The sequence below is a fragment of the Vreelandella indica genome, from assembly GCF_037070225.1.
Classification (GTDB): Bacteria; Pseudomonadota; Gammaproteobacteria; order Pseudomonadales; family Halomonadaceae; genus Vreelandella; species Vreelandella arctica.
The window spans coordinates 35,458-54,084 of the sequence record NZ_JBANSO010000017.1 but is presented as its reverse complement, the minus strand read 5'-3'; the positions used below and the strand labels follow the sequence as shown (position 1 = coordinate 54,084).

The 18,627-nt window shown below is 51.5% G+C and carries 20 protein-coding genes and 2 tRNA genes; 8 read left to right on the top strand and 14 right to left on the bottom strand.

Going from position 1 to position 18,627, the window contains the following annotated elements:
* The 8 genes from mobB to V8L71_RS12905 form a co-directional block, all read right to left on the bottom strand.
* Window positions 1-564 (bottom strand): molybdopterin-guanine dinucleotide biosynthesis protein B, encoded by a 564-nt coding sequence (gene mobB, locus V8L71_RS12940; RefSeq protein ID WP_035557484.1) that lies wholly within the window; start codon window positions 562-564, stop codon window positions 1-3.
* A 58-nt stretch (window positions 565-622) separates the two neighbouring features.
* On the bottom strand, window positions 623-1,855 hold the full coding sequence (locus tag V8L71_RS12935) for a uracil-xanthine permease family protein (protein WP_035557480.1): 1,233 nt from the start codon (window positions 1,853-1,855) through the stop codon (window positions 623-625).
* Between the two features lie 87 nt (window positions 1,856-1,942).
* Window positions 1,943-2,572 carry a uracil phosphoribosyltransferase gene (gene upp, locus V8L71_RS12930; protein WP_035557479.1) on the bottom strand — a complete coding sequence of 210 codons (630 nt, stop codon included), beginning with the start codon at window positions 2,570-2,572 and terminating at the stop codon, window positions 1,943-1,945.
* Window positions 2,573-2,665: 93 nt separating this feature from the next.
* Entirely contained in the window at window positions 2,666-3,349 is a 684-nt protein-coding gene (gene ung, locus V8L71_RS12925; protein ID WP_200897148.1) for a uracil-DNA glycosylase, read from the bottom strand.
* A 2-nt stretch (window positions 3,350-3,351) separates the two neighbouring features.
* On the bottom strand, window positions 3,352-3,831 hold the full coding sequence (gene gpt, locus V8L71_RS12920) for a xanthine phosphoribosyltransferase (protein ID WP_008956229.1): 480 nt from the start codon (window positions 3,829-3,831) through the stop codon (window positions 3,352-3,354).
* 6 nt (window positions 3,832-3,837) lie between these two features.
* Window positions 3,838-4,383, bottom strand: a complete 546-nt coding sequence (locus V8L71_RS12915) for an adenine phosphoribosyltransferase (RefSeq protein WP_035557476.1) — start codon at window positions 4,381-4,383, stop codon at window positions 3,838-3,840.
* A gap of 53 nt (window positions 4,384-4,436) precedes the next feature.
* A complete protein-coding gene (locus tag V8L71_RS12910; RefSeq protein WP_035557474.1) occupies window positions 4,437-5,735 on the bottom strand; it encodes an NCS2 family permease in 1,299 nt (432 codons plus the stop codon).
* Window positions 5,736-5,936: 201 nt separating this feature from the next.
* Complete coding sequence (locus V8L71_RS12905) at window positions 5,937-6,578, bottom strand: riboflavin synthase (RefSeq protein WP_035557472.1); 642 nt, start codon at window positions 6,576-6,578, stop codon at window positions 5,937-5,939.
* A 574-nt stretch (window positions 6,579-7,152) separates the two neighbouring features.
* Here V8L71_RS12905 and V8L71_RS12900 point away from each other — a divergent pair.
* The 4 genes from V8L71_RS12900 (at window position 7,153) to V8L71_RS12885 (ending at window position 10,321) form a co-directional block, all read left to right on the top strand.
* A complete protein-coding gene (locus V8L71_RS12900; protein WP_035557469.1) occupies window positions 7,153-8,211 on the top strand; it encodes a methionine ABC transporter ATP-binding protein in 1,059 nt (352 codons plus the stop codon).
* On the top strand, window positions 8,192-8,845 hold the full coding sequence (locus V8L71_RS12895) for a methionine ABC transporter permease (protein WP_008956224.1): 654 nt from the start codon (window positions 8,192-8,194) through the stop codon (window positions 8,843-8,845). The genes V8L71_RS12900 and V8L71_RS12895 overlap by 20 nt, the downstream gene beginning before the upstream one ends.
* 103 nt (window positions 8,846-8,948) lie before the next feature.
* A complete protein-coding gene (locus tag V8L71_RS12890) occupies window positions 8,949-9,740 on the top strand; it encodes a MetQ/NlpA family ABC transporter substrate-binding protein (protein ID WP_008956223.1) in 792 nt (263 codons plus the stop codon).
* Window positions 9,741-9,841: 101 nt separating this feature from the next.
* Entirely contained in the window at window positions 9,842-10,321 is a 480-nt protein-coding gene (locus V8L71_RS12885) for a GAF domain-containing protein (RefSeq protein WP_035557466.1), read from the top strand.
* 57 nt (window positions 10,322-10,378) lie between these two features.
* On the opposite strand, the gene V8L71_RS12880 is transcribed toward V8L71_RS12885, so the two are convergent.
* Both V8L71_RS12880 and V8L71_RS12875 read right to left on the bottom strand, forming a co-directional pair.
* A tRNA-Val gene (locus V8L71_RS12880) sits at window positions 10,379-10,455 on the bottom strand.
* A 23-nt stretch (window positions 10,456-10,478) separates the two neighbouring features.
* Window positions 10,479-10,555 (bottom strand) — tRNA-Val (locus V8L71_RS12875).
* Window positions 10,556-10,771: 216 nt separating this feature from the next.
* Between V8L71_RS12875 and V8L71_RS12870 the strand changes: the two genes are divergently transcribed.
* Complete coding sequence (locus V8L71_RS12870) at window positions 10,772-11,842, top strand: endonuclease/exonuclease/phosphatase family protein (RefSeq protein WP_035557462.1); 1,071 nt, start codon at window positions 10,772-10,774, stop codon at window positions 11,840-11,842.
* A gap of 20 nt (window positions 11,843-11,862) precedes the next feature.
* Here V8L71_RS12870 and V8L71_RS12865 read toward each other — a convergent pair whose 3' ends face one another.
* The gene (locus V8L71_RS12865; protein WP_035557459.1) at window positions 11,863-13,239 is read right to left on the bottom strand and encodes a class II fumarate hydratase; all 1,377 of its coding nucleotides are present in this window, start codon (window positions 13,237-13,239) and stop codon (window positions 11,863-11,865) included.
* A gap of 309 nt (window positions 13,240-13,548) precedes the next feature.
* Here V8L71_RS12865 and V8L71_RS12860 point away from each other — a divergent pair, with 309 nt between their 5' ends.
* A complete protein-coding gene (locus V8L71_RS12860; protein ID WP_035557456.1) occupies window positions 13,549-13,923 on the top strand; it encodes a phasin family protein in 375 nt (124 codons plus the stop codon).
* Between the two features lie 123 nt (window positions 13,924-14,046).
* On the opposite strand, the gene hda is transcribed toward V8L71_RS12860, so the two are convergent.
* Both hda and V8L71_RS12850 read right to left on the bottom strand, forming a co-directional pair.
* Window positions 14,047-14,754, bottom strand: coding sequence for a DnaA regulatory inactivator Hda (gene hda, locus V8L71_RS12855; RefSeq protein WP_035557453.1), 708 nt, complete (start codon window positions 14,752-14,754; stop codon window positions 14,047-14,049).
* The gene (locus V8L71_RS12850) at window positions 14,751-15,896 is read right to left on the bottom strand and encodes an AI-2E family transporter (protein WP_035557450.1); all 1,146 of its coding nucleotides are present in this window, start codon (window positions 15,894-15,896) and stop codon (window positions 14,751-14,753) included. Before V8L71_RS12850 ends, hda begins: the two co-directional genes overlap by 4 nt.
* Before the next feature lie 225 nt (window positions 15,897-16,121).
* On the opposite strand from V8L71_RS12850, the gene purM reads away from it, so the two are divergent.
* A complete protein-coding gene (purM, locus tag V8L71_RS12845; RefSeq protein ID WP_035557447.1) occupies window positions 16,122-17,189 on the top strand; it encodes a phosphoribosylformylglycinamidine cyclo-ligase in 1,068 nt (355 codons plus the stop codon).
* On the top strand, window positions 17,186-17,953 hold the full coding sequence (purN, locus tag V8L71_RS12840) for a phosphoribosylglycinamide formyltransferase (protein ID WP_035557444.1): 768 nt from the start codon (window positions 17,186-17,188) through the stop codon (window positions 17,951-17,953). The genes purM and purN overlap by 4 nt, the downstream gene beginning before the upstream one ends.
* Window positions 17,954-18,054: 101 nt before the next feature.
* Here the strand turns inward: purN and dcd are convergent, their stop codons facing one another.
* Window positions 18,055-18,621 (bottom strand): dCTP deaminase, encoded by a 567-nt coding sequence (dcd, locus tag V8L71_RS12835; RefSeq protein WP_008956214.1) that lies wholly within the window; start codon window positions 18,619-18,621, stop codon window positions 18,055-18,057.
* Window positions 18,622-18,627: the final 6 nt, after the last annotated feature.

Genomic DNA, 18,627 nt, shown 5'->3' with positions numbered 1-18,627 from the left:
TCACCTTTCCTTTTTTGAAGCCACAGTTTGGTTTTTTGCGTTTATCCAGGTCACTATCCAGCGCGCGATTGCGTCGCTGTCATCAAGATTTAACTGCGCTACGCAAGAAGTTAAATCAATTGGCGATGGCGCGCTTAATGCAACCGCCTCGACCCATGGGTCGGTCAAAATTGCCGAGTCCCCTACGCCATCGCGATAAAGCACCAGCTTAGGGATCGGCCAAGCTTTAAAGCCTTCGACAATCACTAGGTCGGGATGGTGCGGCACCATCATGGTTATTAAGCTGGCTAAATCGGGTTCTTCCTGGTCGGGCGTTTCCTGCATCAGCGCAAATCGTTGCCGTGAAGCGACTAGAACAGGGGCCGCGCCCGCACTACGCAGTTTATAGCTATCCTTTCCAGGCTGGTCGACTTCAAACGAGTGATGAGCATGCTTAATCACGGCTACTTTCAAACCATACGCAGCTAATAGAGGCAGCAGCTTCTCTAACAGTGTCGTTTTGCCGGTACCGCTCCAGGCAGCAATCCCTAGAATGGGGAAGGATGCGGTTAGTTCGTTACTCATACAGCCTACCCCCCTACTTGCCATTCATACGATGCTTACAGCGTTAAAGTGGATGACTTTACTCGCCCTCTTGCGCCTTGGGTAATAGCCAGTTCAACGCAATACCTACCAGTGCAGCCAAGCTCACGCCTTGCAGGGTAAATTGACCGCTCCCGAACTGCATACCACCTATTCCGAATACCAGTATGAGCGAGACCACTACTAAGTTGCGAGGTGCCGTCAGCGACTGCCCTGCTCGCACTAGCGTGTTCATACCAACGACCGCAATAGAACCAAACAGCAATGTCATAATCCCCCCCATGACCGGGCCGGGTATAGTCTGCAGCAGCGCACCAAGCTTAGACACAAACGCCAGCACAATGGCAAAAATCGCAGCAACAATCATGTACTTGGGGTTAAATGCCCGAGTCAGCGTTACCGCCCCCGTGACTTCCGAGTAGGTTGTATTCGGGGGGCCGCCAAATAGCGCTGCCACACTGGTCGCCAACCCATCGCCTAACAGGGTGCGATGCAGGCCGGGTTTTTCCAAATAGTTTTTGCGGGTCACTGAGCCAATAGCAACCATGTCACCAATGTGCTCTACCGTCGGGGCGATAGCGACCGGGATCATAAATAGAATAGCGGCCCAGTGAAAACTGGGTGCGGTAAAGCTGGGCACCGAAAACCACGCCGCTTCGCGTACCGGGGTAAAATCTACTAATCCCATTAACAACGCCAAGCAATAACCCGTGACGATACCCCCCATAATCGGCACTAGGCGGAGCAGGCCGCGGCCAAAAACGGCCAGCAACAAAGTCACCAACAAGCTGGTCATTGAGAGAAAAATGGCCGGACCATAGCCGATGTTGTCACTGGTTTCACCGGTTGCCATGCTGACTGCCACAGGCGCCAGCGCCAAGCCAATGACCATGATTACCGGCCCGACCACAACGGCAGGGAGTAAGCGGTGCAGCCAAGCGGTACCTTTTAATCGCACCGCTTGTGAGATCGCGACATATACCAGCCCTGAGGCCATCAGACCGCCCATCGTGGCCGGCACACCGAAGCTTGCTACCGCCCCCTGAATAGGCGCGATAAAAGCAAACGAAGAGGCCAAAAAAACGGGCACACTTTGCTTCGTCACTGCATGAAATATCAACGTGCCAGCCCCAGCAGTAAACAGTGCGACACTCGGGTCAAGTCCGGTTAAAAGCGGTACTAATACCAAGGCACCAAAAGCCACAAACAGCATTTGTGCACCGGTTAATACTACTTTTGGCCACGACTCTGCCTGGCTGGTAGCTTCACGCATTAGAGAATTCCTAGTGATTATTAGAGAGTAGATATGCAAAAAAATGCCCCTAACGCGAAGCGTGAGGGGCTAATTTAAAAAAGGCGCTTAGCGCGTTCCGAAAATCTTATCGCCTGCGTCACCTAGTCCAGGGACGATATAGCCATTTTCATCGAGTCGCTCATCGACCGAAGCAGTGTAAATTTCGATGTCGGGATATGCTTCCTGCACCCGTTTGATGCCTTCAGGGGCAGCGACAAGCACAATCACCTTCATATGCACACAGCCACGCTCACGCAGCATGTCCAACGTAGCCACCATTGAACCACCGGTGGCCAGCATAGGGTCAATCACGATTGCCATACGCTCTTCGATATCGTTAGCGAATTTGGCGAAATACGGTACTGGCTCAAGCGTCTTTTCATCGCGGTAAAGACCAACAACACTGACTCGAGCACTGGGAATTAAGTCTGTTACACCTTCTAACATACCCAAGCCTGCGCGCAAAATCGGTACCACGGTAACTTTTTTACCCTTAAGCCGTCGTGTTGCAATCGGCTCGCCGTTCCATCCTTGGATTTCGTGATCTTCCAGCTCAAGACCTTTGGTTGCTTCATAGGTCAATAGCTTAGCGACTTCACCTGCCAGCTCACGAAAGCTCTTAGTGCTCAGATCAACTTCGCGCATCAGTCCCAGCTTATGTTGAACAAGCGGATGGTTAATGGCGTAAACACTCATGGGACTTCCTCACAGCTGGGGATTCAAAATGACAATCTGGGTATGTCACTAGACGCAAAATTGCGCACATTCTACCCGCAACCTAATAGGAGGTTAAGGGGTTTCCGGCAATTGCCAGTCGATAGGCGTGCGCCCCTGCGCTTGCAGGAATTGATTTGCTTGCGAAAAGTGCCGGGTGCCAAAAAACCCTCGATGCGCAGAGAGCGGCGACGGGTGCGGGGCTTCAAGCACCAAATGGCGACTCTGGTCAATTAATGCTTTCTTCTGGCGCGCCTGACTTCCCCATAACAAAAACACACATGGCGACGCATGCTGGCTAACGGCTTCAATGGCGCGGTCAGTGAATACCTCCCACCCCTTGCCGCGATGAGAACCAGCATTCCCTTGTTCAACCGTTAACGAGGTGTTTAATAACAGGACGCCCTGCTTGGCCCAACTATCCAAGTTGCCATGCTGCACCGGTTTAAAGCCGACATCGCTGGCCAACTCTTTGTAGATGTTAGCTAGCGAAGGCGGCACCTGTACACCGGGCCGTACGGAGAAACTCAAGCCATGAGCTTGGTTGGGGCCGTGGTAAGGATCTTGCCCCAAGATAACGACTTTCACTTCATGCAGAGGGGTTAACTCAAAGGCGCGAAACCATTGCGCTGAGTGGGGGTAAATGGTTTTTTTAGCCGCCTTCTGCTGCGCCAAAAACTCCTTTAGTGCGAGCATATAGTCAGCCTTAAACTCATCACCCAGCCACTGACTCCAATCGTCAGGAAGTGGATTGGCCATCATTACCTCTTCATTTGATCGACGAGTGGTTCAACGTAAGCAACACCCATATCCCAAGGAAACTGGATCCAGCACTGCTGCGCTACTTCCGTTAGGTATTGATCCACCAATGGACGACCGTCCGGTTTGGCATAAATGGTCACAAAGTGTGCCTTAGGCAACATTTTGCGTACTGCGCGTGCAGTTTTGCCAGTATCGACTAAATCATCGACGAGTAGCCAGCCATCACCGTCATGGTCGACACCCTTCATAATATCCAGGCCACCCTGATCCATATGGTCGTAGCTCTTAATACACACCGTATCGATCAGACGAATATTAAGCTCACGGGCGATTAGTGCGGCCGGAATTAAACCGCCACGGGTAATCGCCACAATGCCCTTAAAATCACGCTCGATCATCTGATGACAAAGCGTACGCACATCACGGTGAAGCTGATCCCAGGAGACAGTGAAGTGTTGGTGATAACGATCGCTGCTCATTGGGGGCTACTCGTCTTCGTTGAAGGAACAAACTGCGAATACGCTGTAACCCGCATCGCGAATTTTTTGTGACCCACCCAGTTCGGGAAGATCAATAATCGTAGCCGTTTCCACTACGTGACCACCGCTGCGCTGGATAAGGTTAGCCGCTGCCAGCATAGTGCCACCGGTGGCGATCAAATCATCCATCAGCAGAATACGGTCATCTTTCTGGAAAGCATCGGAGTGCAGCTCAACTTCCGAATGACCGTACTCCAGCGTATAAGTCTCGCTGATGGTTTTAAACGGTAGCTTGCCCTTCTTACGCACCGGCACAAAGCTACACCCCAACTCATAAGCGAGCGGTGCGCCAATAATGAAACCGCGCGCATCGATTGCCGCGATAGCATCCAGGTTCATTTCCTGATAGCGATGTACGAAGCTATCAATCAGCTTGCGAAAGGCCGCGCTATTTTGTAGCAAAGGAGTGATGTCGCGAAAATTCACGCCTTTCTCAGGCCAATCTGGAACCGTGCGAATAACGGACTTAATGTAGTCGCCGTAGATGCTCATCGCGTCTCTCATTGAGTAGTAAAATTAAGTAGTTAGAAAGCGGAAAAGGCCGATCAAACCAAGAAGAGATACCTTACCGCAAACAGGAGCGCCAAAATAATAACGGCCGGATTCAAGTCGCTAAAACGGCCTGATAACGTTTTGATCGCTACGTAGCTGATGAAACCGAGTGCAATTCCTTCGGCAATCGAGAACGTCAGCGGCATTGCCAAAGCAGCAATCAGTACCGGCGCAGCATCCGTTGGATCTTCCCAATTAGCATGCGCCAAGCTACCCGTCATTAATACCGCTACATACAGCAGCGCACCAGCGGTAGCGTAGGCCGGAATGGAGCCCGCCAACGGTGCGAAGAACAGGCTGATCAGGAATAGGCCGCCCACGACTACCGCCGTCAAACCAGTCCGGCCACCGGATGCGATGCCCGCTGTTGATTCAATATAGCTAGTGGTAGTGGAAGTACCCAATGCAGCACCCGCCATAGACGCGGCACTGTCAGCCATCATGGCACGGCCAAGGCGCGGCAGCTTGCCATCTTTATCCAGTAGTTTGCCCCGATGAGCAACGCCCACCAACGTGCCCGAGGTGTCAAACAAATCAACAAACAAGAAGGCAAAAATGACGCTGAGCATCGCTACATCTAGCGCGCCCATTAAATCCATCGCCATAAATGTAGGCGCAATCGAGGGAGGCATCGACATTAGACCGCCGTACTCATTATGGCCCAGCACCATGGCAATCACTGTCACGCCCAAAATACCGATCATGACCGCACCGGTGACGCGCAGGTAAGAAAGCGCGGTAATCACAAAGAAGCCTAACAGCGCATATAAGGCGGGCGGCTGAGATAGATCACCTAAAGAAACAAAGGTAGCGGGATTAGCAACCACAATACCGGCATTTTTCAGCGCAATCATCGCCAAGAAAAGACCGATACCAGCAGCGATCCCGAGTCGCAATGTCATGGGAATAGAGTTAATAATCCATTCACGAATTCTAAAAATGCTTAACAGGAAGAAAGAGAGACCAGAGAAGAAGACGGCGCCGAGTGCCGCTTCCCATGTATACCCCATACCCAATACAACACCGTAGGTGAAAAAGGCATTCAACCCCATGCCTGGTGCTTGGGCGATTGGATAATTGGCCCATAGGCCCATCACGAAACAGCCAATCGCTGCGGCTATGCACGTCGCCACAAATACCGCACCGTAGTCCATGCCCGCTTCAGACAGGATGCTCGGGTTAACAAAAATAATGTAGGCCATCGTCAGGAACGTAGTGATCCCGGCGATAACTTCTGTTTTCACATTAGTTTTGTGCTCAGTGAGCTTGAAATAACTATCCAGAAGTTTCATGAATTTTCTTATCCTTAGCGATAACGCAGCACGCGCACGCGTTCTGGTGCTGAGAAAAGCCGCACATACTACCGAAACGCTCACCGTGATGCGAGCGCTTCAGCATGGCGACCCATGTAAGCGAGAGCAGCCCCGCCGCTGTATACAAAGCAATCTTCAGGCCACAACCTAACCGATCGGTCAATTCAATGGCGGATTAAGCTAAAGAGGGTTGCTGCGCCCGTTTTTTTGAGAGAGCACGCGCTCTACCGTTTCAACGATCACCTGGGTTTGCGGATCAATTTCAATATTGACTTGATCCCCCGGCGCTCGATCCTGAAGCGTAGTGCGCGATAAGGTTTCAGGGATTAAATTGACGCTAAACTCTACGCTTCCGCTACCGCTTTGACGTACATCACCGATAGTCAAACTGATACCGTCCACCCCGATATAGCCTTTCTCGAACACAAATCGGCCAAGCCTTTCCGGCAGGGAAAACCATAATCGACGGTTATTGGGCGCTTCTTCAATAGCCACTACCTCTGCCATGGAAATGATGTGCCCCGACATAGAGTGCCCACCAATCTCATCGCCAAAACGCGCCGCACGCTCTATATTGACGCATTGCCCTGGCACAATTGCACCAAGATTAGTCAATCTCAGCGTTTCACGCATCAAATCAAAACTAACGCTATCACCATCGATGGCCGTCACCGTTAAGCAAACGCCGTTATGAGCAACAGATGCACCAATCTCAAGCCCCTCGCGCATGGCTGGCGGCATTTCCACAACATGTACGCGAAAATCATCCAGCTCACGCACCGCTACTACCTTGGCGACCCCTTGCACAATGCCCGTAAACATATGGCTCATTCTCCTAATGGGTAAAAACTAAGTATTAAAAAACTAAGTATTAAAAGCGGGGAGGTAAAAATAACCAAAATCATGGGCACAAGCTTACTACTGGCGCCCCCTATGTGTGCACTCTTATGGTGATTTCCATAAGAGCATGAAACGTGAGGCCCTCTATTCTACGTCACTCGTTTTTATAGGGTCTTGCGTAAGCGTGTTTTTCTCTCATCGAACACGCCCCTCTAAGCCTGTCGACAGCTCTAAAAACCTAAACACTCTTTTCTAATAGAATAAAAGACTATTGTAAGCTCCTAAAACATAAAATCAGACGGCTATAATTGACAAAACACCTACCTATCTCTAAGCTTTTGCCGCAAATGTAATGACGCCGATTTGTACCCAGATTGCGGGCGTCCACCAAGTTTCTAACTCGGTGAAGTGCAGCTAAAAGGGTGTGTCCAGCGTTGATGGCCGCCCATTAGGGTGGCCTTTTTTGTTTCTCATTCGCTGCAGGCCCGCCCTATACTGACCCGCCCAATGCTTGCACCCCGCACTCCGTCTTCGGCCTACCGTTAAGGCAGACGCTATGATTGAACTTAGCAACGTCAGTAAAACCTATTTCAGCAACAACAAAGGCAACGGCTCCAATGCCATCCATGCGCTTAAAGAAGCCAACCTCATCGTGCCCAAAGGCACCATTCACGGCGTCATTGGCCTGTCTGGCGCGGGGAAATCGACACTAATTCGCTGCGTTAATCTGCTAGAGCGCCCCACTAGTGGCACCGTGACAGTGGATGGCCAGGAAATGACGAGCCTGAGTAACGCAGCCCTTAACCAGGCACGTCACCGCATCGGTATGATTTTTCAGCACTTCAATCTGCTAACCACGCGCTCGGTCTTCGATAATGTTGCCCTACCGCTTGAGCTGATGGGACAAAAACGTCATACCGTTCGCGAACGTGTTATTCCACTGCTGGAAATGGTTGGCCTGGCAGATAAAGCGGATCAGTATCCCGCCCAGCTTTCAGGCGGCCAGAAACAGCGCGTCGCGATTGCTCGGGCACTGGCCAGCAAGCCGCAGGTATTACTGTGCGATGAGGCCACCTCCGCGTTAGATCCACAGACCACCAGCTCTATATTAGAACTGCTGCGTGACATTAATCATCAACTGGGGATCACCATTCTACTGATCACCCACGAGATGGAAGTGGTGAAATCGATCTGCCACCGCGTCAGCCTGATTTCAGACGGCGAATTGGTGGAGGATTCCGAAGTCGGCGACTTCTTCACCGCCCCTCGCACCCAGCTTGGCCGTGAGTTTCTCAATGACTTTCTTCAGCTAACGCCGCCTAAAGAGCTGATAGAAAGACTCGTTGATACCCCTGGCGATAATACACATCCGGTGGTACGCCTAACGTTTTCTGGCGACGCGGTTTCCACACCGCTGATTTCACGCCTGGCTCGCGAGTGCGGGGTCGATGTCAGCATTTTGCAAGCCAAGGTAGAGTCGATCCAGGAACGCACACTGGGCCTGATGATCGCTGAGCTGCTGGGCACGCCGACGCAAACTCAGCAAGCCATGACCTATCTTGAATCTCATCAACTACAGGTAGAGGTACTCGGCCATGTCCAGCGCAATGATTGATCTTATTTTACAGGCCACGCTGGATACCCTTTATATGGTGGCCGTCTCAGGGCTTATTTCTACCCTAGTGGGCCTACCGCTTGGCGTGATGCTGTATGTCACTCGCCCACGCCAAATATTGGCGAAGCCGGTGCTCAATCAATTGCTGAGCATTATTACCAACATTGGCCGCTCTATTCCGTTCATTATTTTGATGGTGGCCATCATCCCTTTTACGCGCATGTTGGTAGGTACCTCAATTGGTATTAACGCCGCGTCAGTGCCGCTTACTATTGCTGCCATTCCGTTTGTTGCTCGGCTGGTAGAAGCAGCGCTGAATGAGATTTCGCCAGGATTAATTGAAGCCGCCCAAGCCATGGGGGCAACGCCGTGGCAGATCATTTGCAAAGTACTGATCCCAGAAGCCCGTGGCGGAATCATGACTGGCTTAACGATTACCGCCGTCACGCTGGTCAGTTACTCCGCCATGGCGGGTGCCGTCGGCGGCGGCGGCCTAGGCGACTTGGGCATTCGCTACGGCTACAACCGCTTCAACCCCACCATCATGCTGATTACGGTAGTGATTCTGGTTGTTATGGTGCAAGGCTTCCAAAGCCTGGGTGACTACTTGGTGCGCAAGAGTGATCGTAAATAAAAGCGCCCAACGGAATAATCCAATATAACCAAAACGCATTAGACAACTGCTTCTTATTACCGCATCATTGAACCATTACGTACAACGTTACTGGAGAGACCTCATGCAAAAACTCATTATTGGTAGTCTTACCGCCTTAGCCCTTGCGGTTAACGTCGCTAACGCTGAAACGCGCAGCATCAAGATGGGTACCGTTGCCGGCCCTGAAACGGAAGTAATGGAAGTGGCAGCGCGCATTGCCAAAGAAGAGTATGATCTGGATGTCGAAATCATTGAGTTCACTGATTACGTCACGCCCAATGCTGCTCTGGCCGACGGCAGCCTGGATGCCAACGCCTACCAGCACGAGCCCTACTTGCAGTCGATGGTAGAAGATCGCGGCTATGACCTGGCAATTGCGGGTTATACCTTCGTTTACCCAATCGGCGCTTACTCAGAAAAATACGACAGCATCGACGATCTACCTGACGGTGCGCAAATCGCGCTGCCCAACGATCCTTCTAATGAGGGCCGCGCGTTGATCCTGATGCACAACGAAGGGCTGATCACCCTTAACGACCCAGAGTTTCTGGAATCAACACCTATTGATATCGCTGAAAACCCCCGTGACTTCCGTTTCCGCGAAATTGAGGCGGCCCAGCTTCCTCGCGTACTGCCTGATGTCGATATGGCGTTCATCAATAATACCTTCGCGCAGCCTGCTGGCCTGAGCCTGGATGACGCCTTGATTAAAGAAGGCCCTGAATCTCCGTATGTTAACTTGATCGCCGTACGTGGCGGTGACGAAGAGCGCGAAGAGATTCGCCAACTGGTCGACGCCTATCAGCGTGATGAAGTGATTGAAAAAGCGGAAGAGCTATTTAAAGGTGCTGCGGTACCTGGCTGGACCGAGTAAAACCGCGAATTAGTAATCAATAGATGACATCAGGCCGGCACGCATAGGTATCTCCTATGCAAAAAGTGCCGGCCTGTTGCGTTAGTAGCAAGAGAGGCTTCATGCAAAACAGCGTTGACTACCCACTTCTTAATCGCCAGCTCGAAGCGCTGCTTGATACGCGCGACTGGCTCACCAACAGCGCCCAAACGTGTGCTTTTATTCAGCAGCAGCTTAGCGACCTTAACTGGGTCGGCTTTTATCTCCAGCGCCAGCCTGACGTCTTGGGCCTGGGCCCGTTCCAAGGGCAGCCTGCCTGCCACCCGATCCCATTCAGCAAAGGCGTATGCGGTGCCGCTGCACGCCAGCAAATCACTCAGCGAGTCGACGATGTGCATGCGGTGGCTGACCATATTGCCTGCGACGCCAACTCACGCTCCGAGTTGGTAGTGCCCATTGTAGTCAACGGCACCCTTTGGGGGGTTCTTGACCTGGATAGCCCTCGCCATGCGCGCTTTACCTCACAAGACCAAGCAGGCATTGAAGCGCTAGTCGCCACCTTTATACGTCAGACAGAGCTGCCCGACTTAATTGAACGCTAACAACGCCCATACAAAAGCACCCCGAGCAATAAATGCCGGGGTGCTTTTGATAATAGCTGGTAGGACCAGGCGGATTTGAACCGCCGACCTCCACGATGTCAACGTGGCGCTCTAACCAACTGAGCTATGGTCCTAGAAATTGGGGCTGGCTAGCGAATGGTAGGACCAGGCGGATTTGAACCGCCGACCTCCACGATGTCAACGTGGCGCTCTAACCAACTGAGCTATGGTCCTATTGCGCGCTGAAACAGATGGCGCTAGCTAAGCAACGGATGCGTATTTTACGCTTTCATCACTGAATTGCAAGCTATTTTACACCACGAGCGAATGCACCCTGAGCCGCTCAACGGGATATAGATCGTCATTTATAGCGCATTTCTATCTTTATAATCCTTATACCGCTAGGCTGGGTATTTTAATATTCTTGATATTCATTAAGGGTGATAGACCATGCTGGGTATTTTGCTAGGAAGCATAGCCATCGTGTTATTAATAGCGACACTGATGGCGCGCATAGAATTACATTGGTGGTGGGTTCGCAGTTTTGAGTTTCCACGCCTACAGATTATTAGCCTAGCGTTAGTCACCTTCATTGCAACGGCAATACTGGTCGAGGCTGGCCCATGGCAATGGGTAGCACTACTTGCGTCAGGCATCACTTTTCTGATCCAAGGCTACTACATTATGCCTTTTACTCGCCTATGGCCTATACAGGTTAAAACAGCAAAAAGTAACGACGAAGATAAAACCATTACCCTGCTGATTGCTAACGTGCTGACGCCTAATCGGCAAGTTCAACCGTTAATCGATATGATCAAACAGCACCAGCCTGACATCGTATTAACGCTAGAGTCTGACCAATGGTGGCAAGACCAATTGGATCCCGCGTTAGCTGAGCAATGGCCCAATAGCGTTAAAATCCCGCTAGACAATCTTTATGGCATGCACCTCTATTCTCATCTTGAGCTTACCGACACCTCCGTTGAATGGCTGATTCAAGATGACATCCCGTCTATTCATACCAGAGTAACGCTGGCTAACGGTGACTCTATTCGCCTATTTGCCCTGCACCCTCGCCCGCCAGCACCTAGCGAGAGTGAAAAATCCCTTTGGCGCGATGCAGAGCTGTTGTTGGTAGGCAAACGTATTCATGAAGACCCCCAACCGACACTAGTCGCTGGCGACCTTAACGACGTGGCATGGTCACGCACAACACGCCTGTTTTGCCGTGTTGGCGGCATGCTTGACCCACGCCGAGGACGCGGGTTGTTCAGCACCTTCCACGCCAAATACCCGATATTGCGCTGGCCACTGGACCATATTTTTGTGACCGAACACTTCACACTGCTGGGTATGCAGCGGCTGAAGTACTTTGGTTCTGATCATTTTCCTATGTTGGCAACGTTTTGCTATCGCCCTTCGCGCAAAAATGAAGCAGAAACCCCAGAGGCCAGTACGGAAGAGCGAAGTGAGGCCAGCGAAACAATCCAAGAAGGTAAAATTGAAAAACAAGAGACCTGATCGCTGGCTACCTGCATTGCTTACTCAGGGACGCCTCCCTGGGTAAGCACGGCCGGGTCTAGCAGCCGCTCTAACGTTTCGCGATCCAGGTCGGTCCTCTCCTCAGCAACATCAATAATCGCCCGCCCGGCTTGATAAGCCTCTTTAGCAATCGCCGCGGCAGCGTTATAACCAATCACGCCGTTTAATGCCGTTACCAAAATAGGGTTCTTTGCTAGCGGCCCTTTTAAATTCTCTTCACGCACTTTAAAGGTCGCAATTGCTCTATCCGCTAGCAGCCGGGCGGTGTTACTCATCAGGCTAATGGAGGTAAGTAGATTGGAAGCGACCAGCGGCAACATCACGTTCAATTGAAAATTGCCGCTTTGCCCGGCAACCGTAATGGCCGTATCCAGGCCAATCACTTGCGCGGCAGCCTGAGCGGCTGATTCTGGAATCACCGGGTTAACTTTTCCTGGCATAATGGAGCTACCGGGCTGCAGTGCCTCAAGTTCAATTTCCCCCAGCCCTGCCAGTGGGCCAGAGTTCATCCAGCGCAAATCATTGGCAATTTTCATGATGACGCAGGCGAGCCCTTTCAGTTGCCCCGACAGCTCTACTGCCGCATCTTGTGACGAGAGGCTGGCAAAAAAGCTGTCATTGGGCGTGAACATTAACCCGGTCTGTTCACTAAGCTCTTGAGCAACCTGCTCAGCAAAACCGGCTGGCGCGTTAACACCGGTACCTACAGCGGTCCCGCCTTGCGCTAATCTGCAGAGCCTCTTCATTGCGCTGTCAAAACGCTCTATGGCCTGATTAATCTGGCTCGACCAAGCGCCCAGCTCTTGATCCATGCGCAGCGGCATAGCGTCCATAAGATGCGTACGGCCGGTTTTTACCACATGGCTTAGTTCGCTTGCGCGCTGATCAATAGTATCGCGCAGATGAACAAGGGCTGGGCGCAGCGATTCGTGAACAGCAATGGCCGCGGAAAGATGGATAGCCGTTGGGATCACATCATTACTCGATTGCCCCATATTAACGTGATCGTTCGGGGTTACCTCAACGCCCTCCCTGCTTGCTAAGGTCGCCAACACCTCGTTGACGTTCATATTGGTGGAAGTGCCTGAACCGGTTTGAAAAACATCGATGGGGAAATGCTGGTCATGCTTGCCGGTTAATACGTCACGAGCCGCTTTTTGGATAGCTTCACCACGTGCGCTATCTAACCCTCCCAGGGTTTGGTTTGCACGTGCTGCGGCTAGTTTGATGCGGGTGACCGCATGAATAAAAGCGGTCGGCATAGGCGTATGGGAAACAGGAAAGTTATTGATTGCCCGCTGAGTCTGCGCGCCGTAGAGGGCATCGAAAGGCACTTCCAGTTCGCCCATGCTGTCGCGTTCCGTCCGTGTGGCCATTGCTCTTACTCCCATCAGTGAAATTAATAATGCTGCTTATCTGAGCGCATACTCTCTCTTTCGTTCGCCAGCATAAAACTGCATCAACTCCCTTTAAGCTAGCTGGTTAGGCCATGCGGGTAAACATGACCTAGTCCACATACACTTACTTGCCTGCCTATCCTAAAATGCCTAAAGCCAAATGTTGCACTGCACAAAAACAGTTGTTATGCTGCATCGCAAGATAGCTTAAAAAGCTACCCAATCAATAAGCAGCGCCAACCTCTGGATAGCTGCTTTTGGCAAGACTAGACCCTGGAGGGTATGACGATGCGTACTTTAAACACGAACGAAATGACTCAGCAATTTGACAACATGTTTATGGCGCCAGTACGCGCTTATATGGCATTGAGCATCGATTACAGCGAAAAAATGGTCAATGCTCAAATGGATGCCAGCAAAGCCTATTTCGACACAGGCGTTGCACAGATGCGCCAGATGATGGATGTCAAGGATGCAGAAGGTCTGCGTAGTTACATGGAAGGTCAGCAGAAAGTTGTTAAAGATTTAGCCGAGCGCGCTAAAGGCGACGCAGATAAAGCTGTATCGCTACAGCAGGACTTTATCCAGAAAAGCCAGAAAATCACTGAAGATAACGTCAAGCAGGCGCAAACTGCCGCTAGCAAAATGACGAAAACTGCCTAAACCAACAAGGTTTAAGTAAACCATAACGCCACCGCTGGCCCTGCCAACGGTGGCGTTTTAGTCTCTGGGCCATCAATTTTCATCTCATTTCACCAACTATTTCAGTTCACCAACTATTTCAGTTCACCAACTAAGTGCAGATTTCACAAACGGAATGGTTAGTTTGCGCTTGGCCGACAAAGACGCTTTATCCAGTGTTTCCACCGCGCGGCAAAGCTCGCCCAACTCGCGCGGGCCACGATGCAAAATATAGCGCCCGACATCATCGGGTAGCTGCATTCCTCTCACGCTGGCGCGCAGCTTTAAAGCTGTCAAACGCTCTTCATCGTTCTCTAAAGGGTGTACGTGAAAGGTTACCCCCCAAGTCAAACGCGAAGCCAAATCGGGCAGTACCACATTGAGCTGGCGTGGGGAGGCACTTGCCGTGATCACCAGTTTTTTACCGGCATCACGCAGTCGATTAAAGGCGTGAAATAGCGCCTCTTCCCAACGTTTACGACCAATCACACACTCCAGGTCATCAATGGCGACAAGGTCCAGGCGCTCGATATCTTCCAGCATTAATGGCGGAAAATGGCCTAAATCACTTAGTGGCAAATAAAGCGTGCGCTTGTCAGCATCCGATGCGGCGTGACAGGCGGCTTGAAGCAAATGACTACGGCCAACACCAGGAGCACCCCAGAGATAAAGAAACTGCTCTCCCGTGGGGGTTAACTGCTGGGTAATATGCTCAACCAGCGGTGCGTTTGCCCGCGACGCATAATAGTTATCGAAAGTAGTGTCATCCCGCAGCCCGATCCCCAGTGGAAGCTGTGCCGGTATTCGGCTCATGGTGATTCCCCAAAATCGTTACGACCCTGCTTATCACGACCTAACTCATCATGATATGAAGAACTGGATTCAATTATCGTTGACTCTTTGTCGATGTTTTTATCGTCGTACAACTCACTATGTTGGTAACGAACCTTAACCTCTTTAAGTAGCACTAGAATGACCGCCGCGACGGGCAGTGCTAACAACACCCCTGTCAGTCCAAATAGATTCCCCCCCGCCAGCACCGCAAATATGACGGCGACCGGATGCAGGCCAATTTTATCACCTAGTAACTTAGGCTGTAGAATCACACTCTCAGCCACTTGGCCGATACTGAACACCAAAATGACGCCGACCAAGGCCCACCAAGTAGCATACTGGAAAAGCGCGACAACTAGAGCGATTACTAACCCAACGATAAAGCCCAAAAACGGCACGATGCTTACTAGCCCCGACACAAAGCCGATGAGTAGGCCAAAATTTAGGCCCATCAACGTCAAACCTACCGAATAAATAATTCCTAAACACAGCATAACGAGCAACTGCCCGCGCAAAAATGATGAAAGCACTTCATCGCAGCGGCGCGCTAAGCGAAAGGTATCATCTGCCCACTGACGCGGAATCAAATTGGCAATATTATCGAGCAAACGGTTCCAGTCCAAAAGCAAATAGAAAGTAACGACAGGGATCAAGGCCACATAGGTAATCCAAGAAACGAATGCCATCCCTGAGCGGCCAATTTGGCCTAAGGCCTGGGCTAAATAGCCACCGGCATCCCGCCAGTTTTCAGCGAGTGTTTCGCGGACATTGGTTAATTCCGCCGTCACATCGTAGCCAGTCCACTCCTGCACCTGTGGGGCAAGGATATTTTCCACCCAGTTGAAGATACTCGGGATGGCCTCTCCCAATTGTTTAAGCTGCTGGACAATCAGCGGAATCAATATGAGCAAACTCACCACTAGAATGAGGAGTAACACCAAAAACACACTACTGACTGCTAATGGGCGGTTCATCCCCCAACGCTGGAACTGGTTTGCTAACGGATCGGCTAGATAAGCGAGAATCATCCCAGCAATAAAAGGCATCAGTACTGCATCTAACAAATAAATCAAACCGCCGATCACCACTAAAAACAGGACACCCCACCAAGAATTCCGCATAGTTCCCTCTCAAACGTGGCTTTAAACCAACATTTTCATTAAACACTACTATTTTTACTTACCACTACTATGCCGCATATGAACAAAAGCTGCTCGTATGCTTTTCATCATGTGTCACAGCGGTGCGACCTGAGCCGCTGAGTGTTACAATCCGCTCAAGTTAAGCCCAGCACTGGCTTTGTCGCCAGCACTACCAGCACCGCTAATTGCTTCACAGGATCTGTCATGACCGAGACCTCCTCTTCTTCGGCTACTCCTTCCCTCAGCTATAAGGACGCAGGCGTCGATATTGATGCCGGTAATGCCCTGGTTGACCGCATCAAACACGTTGCCAAACGCACCACACGCCCAGAAGTCATGGGCGGGCTGGGTGGTTTTGGCGCGCTATGTGAAATTCCGGCGGGCTATCGGCAACCCGTGCTTGTCTCGGGTACCGATGGCGTCGGCACCAAACTGCGCCTAGCGATGGATCTTGGCAAACACGACACGATTGGGATTGACTTAGTCGCGATGTGTGTCAACGATCTGATCGTGGCTGGCGCCGAGCCATTACTATTTCTTGACTACTATGCCACGGGTAAGCTTGATGTGGATATTGCTGCTGACGTTGTCACCGGCATTGGTGCTGGCTGCGAGCTGGCCGGCTGTGCACTGGTCGGTGGTGAAACGGCCGAAATGCCGGGCATGTACGAAGGCAGCGATTACGATTTAGCTGGTTTTTGTGTCGGCGTAGTTGAGAAAGCAGACATTCTGGATGGCAGCAAAGTGGCCGAAGGTGATGTCATCCTGGGGCTTGCATCCTCAGGACCGCACTCCAACGGTTATTCGCTGATTCGCAAAATACTCGACGTCAGTAACGCTTCATTGACTACTGACATCGACGGCAAGTCCCTGGGTAATGCATTAATGGCGCCCACCCGCATTTATGTGAAATCACTGCTCTCGTTAATGCGCGGTAGTGACATCCCTGTGCACGCACTGTCACACATTACCGGTGGCGGTCTGCTGGAAAATATTCCCCGCGTTCTACCGGATGATCTCGCTGCTCATATTGATATTAATAGTTGGCAGCGCCCTGCCGTATTTGACTGGCTGCAGGCACAGGGCAACGTCAACGAAACCGAAATGCACCGTGTGCTTAACTGCGGCATTGGCATGGTCGTTGTCGTGCCTGCGCAACAGGCCGAGCAGGCCATCGCTCATCTGCAGGGCGAAGGCGAATCCGTTTATCGTCTTGGCCAGATCGTCAAACGCCAAGGGGAAGCCGTCATTCTGGAGAATCTCTCGGCATGACCAATACGGACTACCAAAGCGATACCATTAAAGATATAACCCCAGACCCCCTGGGTGCTCGCCGCATCGTGGTACTGGTGTCGGGTAGCGGCAGCAACCTTCAGGCATTGATAGATGCGCAGTCCCATGACCGCCTCGGCGGCGGGGAGATTGTTGCCGTTATTTCGAACGTGGCGGATGCTTACGGCCTAAAGCGGGCCCACGAAGCGGGCATTGAAGCGGTCGCCCTGCCCCACCGCGAATACGATAGCCGTGAAGCTTATGACGGCGCGTTGATCAAAGTCATTGAACGCCATGAACCGGATCTTATCGTCCTGGCAGGCTTCATGCGTATTTTGACGCCTCGTTTTGTTCAGCGTTTCTTAGGTCGCATGCTGAATATTCACCCTTCGCTGCTCCCCGAGTACCAAGGGCTTAATACTCACGCCCGTGCCCTGGCAGCCGGCGTTACCAGCCATGGGTGCAGCGTGCACTTTGTCACCGAAGAGCTGGATGGTGGGCCCGTCGTGCTGCAAGCAGAGCTCCAGGTCAGCCCTGACGATACGGTGGAAACACTGCAGGAAAAAGTGCGTTCCCGTGAGCATCTACTCTACCCGATTGCAGTGCAGTGGTTTTTGGAAGGCCGACTGCAGTTCAGCGCCGAAGGCGCCAAAATGGACGGTCATCTGTTACCCGAGCATGGAATGCGCCTTTCTCACGCCGACGCGGCTGAAGAGCTGGATGAGGAGTGGGACACAGAGCTGGATGACGAACAGCAGGACTAATGAATGCTTTCTAGCCGGAAATGACTGTTCACTCAGTTTGAAATAGAAACGCCTGACGGCTTTACCACCGTCAGGCGTTTTTTGTCAGCAAAGCAGTAAGGCTAGGTGCGCGGCAAAGTAACACCGCGCTGGCCCATGTACTTTCCTCCGCGGTCTTTATACGAAGTTTCGCACACCTCATCGGACTCTAAGAACAACATCTGCGCAACACCCTCATGGGCATAGATTTTCGCTGGCAGATTGGTGGTGTTAGAAAACTCTAGTGTCACGTGGCCTTCCCACTCGGGCTCCAGCGGGGTCACATTGACAATAATGCCACAGCGCGCGTAAGTAGATTTCCCCAAGCAAATAGTCAGCACATTTCGAGGAATCCGGAAGTACTCGACCGTACGCGCCAGTGCAAAAGAGTTGGGCGGAATAACGCACACATCGCCTTTAATATCGACGAAGCTTTTCGCATCAAACGCTTTAGGATCAACAATCGCTGAGTGAATATTAGTGAAAACTTTAAATTCATCTGAGCAGCGTACGTCATAGCCATAGCTTGACGTGCCGTAAGAAATCACGCGTTGGTCATTCACATAACGCACTTGCTCGGCTTCAAACGGCTCAATCATCGCGTCGCTTTTGGCCATGCGGCGAATCCAATTATCAGATTTGATACTCATGTGTTA